This window comes from Rhodoferax sp. U11-2br (assembly GCF_018619435.1).
Classification (GTDB): Bacteria; Pseudomonadota; Gammaproteobacteria; order Burkholderiales; family Burkholderiaceae_C; genus Rhodoferax.
Genome location: NZ_JAHFZF010000068.1, coordinates 1 through 647, shown reverse-complemented (window position 1 = coordinate 647; position 647 = coordinate 1). Strand labels below are relative to the sequence as shown.

The following is a 647-nucleotide window of genomic DNA, read 5'->3' as shown; positions in this document are numbered from 1 at the left end:
GGTGGTGCGGTGGTGCGCCAGGTGGTCAGCACCATGGAAGAAATCAACGACAGCAGCCGAAAGATCAGCGACATCATCGGCGTCATCGACGGCATCGCCTTCCAGACCAACATCCTGGCCTTGAACGCCGCCGTGGAAGCCGCCCGAGCTGGTGAACAAGGGCGTGGTTTTGCGGTGGTGGCCAGCGAGGTGCGCTCTTTGGCCCAGCGCAGCGCCGAGGCCGCCAAAGAGATCAAGATGCTGATCAACACCTCGGTCACCAAAGTGGCCTCTGGCACCCAGCTGGTCTCGGACGCGGGCAGCACCATGAACGACATCGTGCAATCGGTGCGCAAGGTGGCCGATGTGATTGGCGAGATCACCGCCGCCTCGGGTGAACAAAGCAGCGAGATCTCGGGCATCAACCAGTCCATCGGCAACCTGGACCAGATGACCCAACAAAACGCCGCGCTGGTCGAACAAAGTGCAGCCGCTGCCGAGAGTCTGCGTGATCAGGCCGAACAACTGGCACAGGCGGTGGCGGTGTTCAAGACCGATGGCCAGGCACTGTCCATGGCCCAACGCCCGCCACGCGACATCACACCACGTGCGCAGTCGCTGGGGCACAAGGCAGCAGCAGCGCAAACACCCAAGAAGCTGGGCGGCTC

At 62.9% G+C, this 647-nt stretch carries 1 protein-coding gene; it reads left to right on the top strand.

Annotated features, from left to right (window positions below; genetic code table 11):
- A partial coding sequence (locus tag KKO72_RS20770) for a methyl-accepting chemotaxis protein (protein ID WP_251140828.1) occupies positions 1-647 on the top strand: 647 nt, incomplete at both ends.